The organism is Bartonella sp. AD328YNZD (assembly GCF_042196425.1).
Genome location: NZ_JBHIQG010000179.1, coordinates 1 through 5,219, shown reverse-complemented (window position 1 = coordinate 5,219; position 5,219 = coordinate 1). Strand labels below are relative to the sequence as shown.

Sequence of the window (5,219 nt, the reverse complement as noted above, 5' to 3'; positions counted from 1 at the left end):
CCCATACAATGGCTTCACGTCTTGTTTATAACCCTGATAATCGGTTTGAGGCAAAAAATACCGCCTATCCTAGTTGGCAGCATGGGTATTTTGATGCCAAGATGAATCAAAAAGTTGAAGAGGCGTTATTTCAAAAAGATCCACAAAAACGAGCGCAACTTTATGCTGATTTACAACGTGAACTGATGCAAAAAGGACCTTATGCGTTTATCTTTCAAAAATATAGCGTTATCGCGATGACACCTGATATCAAAAAGTGGGTTTGGAATAGTGCGCCACAAATTTTTTATAGTAAAATTGAAAAATAAGTGTGTCTTTAAATATTGTAAAATACAACAAAAATGAAATCATAATAACTTCAGCGTTTTGCATAGTGTTCAAGAACTTTGTAATACGCTGGAGATCATGGGGAATGATTGGATATGTTGTTGAATATTTCTATTTTAAAAGGGATCTGTCATTTTCATTAAAGATGTGTTGGTATGGATGTTAAAACTGAATATTTCAACTTCTGTGAAGTGAAAAGTGGTAAATTTATTTGCTCAAAAATCAGTGCAACAAATGTCGCGGAATTTTAGCATTGCTGAAGAAGCAAAGACTTTGCAATGGTGAATAAAAGTTTTATTATGGAGAAGGTACGAGGAATATCAGTTTTTATGGTGTCTATGTTTCTTACTTTGAAAGATGGTAAGATGCCAATTGGAGGGTGTTATTTTACGGGGTGTGATGAGAAATTGCAAGTTTCCTTTTGAAGAAGGAATAAAAGTCGTTGTACTTGGCAAATTGATGAATTTTTCTGTTTGATCGAAACGTTAAATTATGATGAAGGCTTTTTGTTATTAAAGCACTTGAACCAACAGGGGGTGCTTTGATGACATTAAAAAAACGTCAGAAAAAACAAGGGGAAACTTGTTTAACAAGAGAGAAAAACAATAGAGGTTTGTTAGTCTTTAATCGTAGCATTATGCTCTCATGAATAGGCTCTGTTACTGGTAAGCGTTTATTGTATAGCAAAAGTGTTTGCCATTGCACGTTTTGGTTTAGCTTATAAGGGTGGGCAGGAGGAGTGATTGGTAAGTAGTGATATTTGAAAGTTTGAATACTTTGTTTGAGGCGTTTATGTATCGTCTCATTTTATTATTTAAATATGTTTGTGTTGCGTGGAAAATTTATACAATAAACTTTAAAAGGAAAAGTCTATGAGCTTGAAAAGAAAAATATTGAAAAGGAGCAGCTCTCTGGTTTCTGCTTTTATAGCACTGGGGATGGTTGTACAACAGGTTCCAGCAAAAACACCCGCTGATACTCTTGTGATGGGGTGGAATCTCGATTCAATTAGTACATTTGATCCAGCGCAAATCAATGATCGTTATGGGAATGAAGTTCTTGTCAATGTTTGTGATAATTTAGTTGACCCCGCTAAAGATAATGCAGCTAAAGTTATTCCTTCTTTGGCCAAAAGCTGGGATGTTTTAAGTGATGATCAGAAAACGGTGATCACTTTTCATTTGCGTGATGGTTTGAAGTTCAACGATGGTCGTTCTGCTAATGCTTATGATCTTGTTTGGAGCATGAAGCGGGTTGTTAAATTGAAGATGGCTACTGCGGCGACATTTAATGAATATGGTATTACAGAACAAAATGTTGATGAGGCTTTTCAAGCACCGGATGAGAAAACGGTGGTGATGAAATTTGATAAACCTTATCCAGCAGAGCTCATTCTTAGCCATTTTGCCACTAGTCGTACTCTTGCCTTGTTGGATCGAGAGACAATTATGAAACATGAACAAGATGGTGATCTGGGAAATCGGTATTTGGCAAGCCATTCTGCCTGTGTTGGTCCTTATCAGATAAGTAGCTGGCGTCCTGGAGAAGGGATTTTGTTGCGTGCAAGCTCCAATTATTGGGGTGAGGCACCTAAATTAAATAAGATTTTAATTCGCCATGTTGCGGAGCCTGGAACACAACGTTTATTGTTGCAAAAACACGATATCGATGTTGCACGTAATTTGTTGCCAGAGGATTTAGCAGATCTCCAAGCTACAACGGATATTAAAGTTGCAAGAGTATTAGAGCCATCTGTAATCATATGGGGATTTAATGTGACGAATCCAATTTTTGCCAATGAAAAAGTGCGTTTGGCGATGCATTATCTTATTGACTATGAAGGACTCGGTAAGACGCTTCTTAAAGATGTTGGTGTTCCACGGGCAAGCTTTATTCCTCTTGGTAATCTTGGAGCTTTGGACGAAAAAGAAGGACAACCCTTTAAACTTGATCTGCAAAAAGCAAAGCAGCTGTTAACTGAGGCTGGTTACCCAGATGGTTTTGAGGCCAATATTTTTGCAGGGGCATCTCCTTATCCTTTTGCTTTGCCTATTGCTCAGTCTCTCCAAGATAATGCAAAAAAAGTGGGAGTGCGCTTTAAAATTGAACGTTTTGTGGGGACGCAATTATTTTCAAAACTCTCTGCACGTGCTTTTGATACGATTTTTTTCGGATGGAATAATGATTCTGCTGATCCTCATACAATGGCTTCACGTCTTATTTACAATCCGGATAATCGGTTTGAGGCAAAAAATACCGCCTATCCTAGTTGGTGCCATGGGTATTTGGATGAAACGATGAATCAAAAGGTTCAGGATGCTTTATTTGAAAAAGATCCACAAAAACGGGCGCAAATGTATGCTGATTTGCAACGTGAATTTATGCAGAAAGGACCCTATGCTTTTATTTATCAGACGTATCATACGATAGCGATGACACCTGATGTCAAAAAATGGGTTTGGAATAGTGCTCCACGTATTTTTTATAGTGCAATTGAAAAATAAGTGGATTTTAATGCTGTAAAATACAACAAGAATGAAATCATGATAACTTCAGCGTTTTGTATGGGGGGTAAGAATTTTGCAAAACGTTGAAGCTTATCGGTAACGCATTGATATGTTGTGTATAGAATGTAATTTCAAGATACGCTATTTAAAGAGCTCTTTTATCCTATCACGCCATAAAACACTGTTGTTTAGAGCGGTGATATAAGGCATGAAAAGCTTTACATATTAAGTGTTTTTAGATACCGTGATCAGTACAGGGCATGGTTTGGGCTGTCCGCGCCTATGCAGGAAACCGCATGAGTGGTCAGCAAGTGGAACTTGCCCCGTGAGAAGCTAGTCCGGTGGATTGGTAGAAATCTCCATCCTTTGAGATGTTGGGAGGAGGTTAATTTCATTAAAATTAAAAATGTGTTTGTGTGAATGTTAAGACTTAATATTTCAATTTCTGTGAATTGAAAAATGGCAAATTTATTTGATGAAAAAATAAGTGCAACGAATGTTGCGGAATTTACTGTTTCCGAAATAGCAGGGGCTTTAAAGCGTGTTGTTGAGGAGAAGTTTGGTTATGTACGGGTGCGTGGGGAGATATCAGGTTACCGTGGTGCTCATGCTTCAGGACATGCTTATTTTGCTTTAAAAGATGATAAGGCGCGGTTGGAAGCTGTTATTTGGCGTGGAGTGATGGAAAAGCTCAAATTTCCTCCTGAAGAAGGGATGGAAGTGGTCGCTGTTGGTAAACTTACGACGTATCCAGGATCATCAAAATATCAAATTGTCATTGAAGCTCTTGAACCAACAGGGGTTGGTGCTTTAATGACACTTCTTGAAAATCGTAAGAAAAAGTTTTTAGAAGAAGGCTTATTTGATGAAGCAAAGAAAAAAACTTTGCCTTATATGCCCCGAATTATAGGCGTTGTAACATCACCAACAGGTGCTGTTATTCGTGATATTATTCACCGTATATCCGATCGTTTTCCTTTGCATATTTTGGTTTGGCCTGTACGTGTTCAGGGGGAAACAAGTGGGAGGGAAGTCGCTGCTGCTGTTGAAGGTTTTAATGCGTTGCCTTTAGGAGGCGTTGTTCCTAAGCCTGATCTTCTTATTGTTGCGCGGGGAGGGGGAAGTTTAGAAGATTTGTGGGGATTTAATGACGAAGCCGTTGTTCGTGCTGTTTATAACTCTTCTCTTCCTGTTATTTCTGCTGTTGGGCATGAAACGGATTGGACCTTGATTGATTATGTGGCTGATTGGCGCGCTCCAACTCCCACAGCCGCAGCAGAGCGGGCTGTTCCTGTTAAGCTTGATCTCGAGGTGCTAGTGGCATCGCTTGGTGCACGTTTGCGTACGGGACTTGCGCGTTATTTTGATTTTTATCGACAAAAACTGCGTGCTACTCTAAGAGCTCTTCCGACTGCTGATCAACTTTTTGCTCTACCACGGCGAGGTTTTGATGAAATTTCAAGTCGTTTGCAGCGTGCTCTTTGTGTAAGCTATGATAAAAAACGTTTTTCTTTTTATGCACTTGATGTGCGTTTTTCACTGCGTTTACTTAATACTGAAAAAGCAGAACACAATATGAAGGAATATACTGCACGTCTTCAGCGTGCTTTTGTGCGCAATGTTGAAAAACAACGGGCTGGGTTAGAGGTAGCCTCTAGGCTTTTAAGAAGCACTTCGTATCAGAATATTTTGGAGCGCGGCTTTGTTTTGGCTTTGGGGAAAGAGAATAAGCCCATCAAACGGTTGGTACAGATTCCTGAAACGGGGCAAATAAATTTACGTTTTTTTGATGGTGATATCAGTGTTGCAACACAAGAGCCTGTTTCTGCTAAACGTTCAAAACACAAGCAAATAAAATCGTCTAGCGATGATCAAGGAACCCTCTTTTGAATACAACAACATATTGATTTATATTAGATAATTTAGCACTATTCATATTGAATTAGAGCTCCGAATAACGTATGATTCTCTCATTGCAAATATGTGTATCTTGAATCAATCAAAACCACTTGCTTGCACATTACAAGTGGGGGCCCCATGAGGGTAAAAACTGTACAAGAAAGGACTAAAAATGGCTCTTATGAACCGTTTTAATGCAAGGTCTGTTGCAACATTGGGAGATGGCAAATATAATGATGGTGCTGGCTTGCTTCTTCACAAACGTAAAGATGGGGACGCTCAATGGTTTTATCGTTATATCATTCATGGTCGACGCCGTGAAATGGAAGTGGGTGCTCTTTGAGGGATGTTTTTTTAAATGAGCCCGTGAATGTGCAACTGGGTGGCGTTCTGTTTTACGGTGAGTGCTATGCTTGCGGAAGGTCTTCTTAAGGGAGTGGATGGAAAAATTCGTTGCGCATGGGCCGGAACTGATCCACTTTATTG

At 39.2% G+C, this 5,219-nt stretch carries 2 protein-coding genes and 3 pseudogenes; all 5 read left to right on the top strand.

The window, feature by feature from the left end:
- Window positions 1-308: pseudogene (locus ACFIO3_RS08560) on the top strand (ABC transporter substrate-binding protein); the annotation flags it as partial.
- An 891-nt stretch (window positions 309-1,199) separates the two neighbouring features.
- The gene (locus ACFIO3_RS08555; protein WP_375607284.1) at window positions 1,200-2,831 is read left to right on the top strand and encodes an ABC transporter substrate-binding protein; all 1,632 of its coding nucleotides are present in this window, start codon (window positions 1,200-1,202) and stop codon (window positions 2,829-2,831) included.
- 462 nt (window positions 2,832-3,293) lie between these two features.
- Window positions 3,294-4,724: an exodeoxyribonuclease VII large subunit gene (gene xseA, locus ACFIO3_RS08550; protein WP_375614729.1), complete on the top strand. Its 1,431-nt coding sequence runs from the start codon at window positions 3,294-3,296 to the stop codon at window positions 4,722-4,724.
- A gap of 181 nt (window positions 4,725-4,905) precedes the next feature.
- Window positions 4,906-5,134, top strand: a pseudogene (locus ACFIO3_RS08545) (Arm DNA-binding domain-containing protein); the annotation flags it as partial.
- A gap of 8 nt (window positions 5,135-5,142) precedes the next feature.
- A pseudogene (locus tag ACFIO3_RS08540) lies at window positions 5,143-5,219 on the top strand (DNA-3-methyladenine glycosylase I); the annotation flags it as partial.

Excerpts from the sequence above, each read along its gene's own strand:
- ACFIO3_RS08555 (WP_375607284.1), top strand. The coding sequence starts at position 1,200 with ATGAGCTTGAAAAGAAAAATATTGAAAAGGAGCAGCTCTCTGGTTTCT.
- xseA (WP_375614729.1), top strand. The coding sequence starts at position 3,294 with ATGGCAAATTTATTTGATGAAAAAATAAGTGCAACGAATGTTGCGGAA.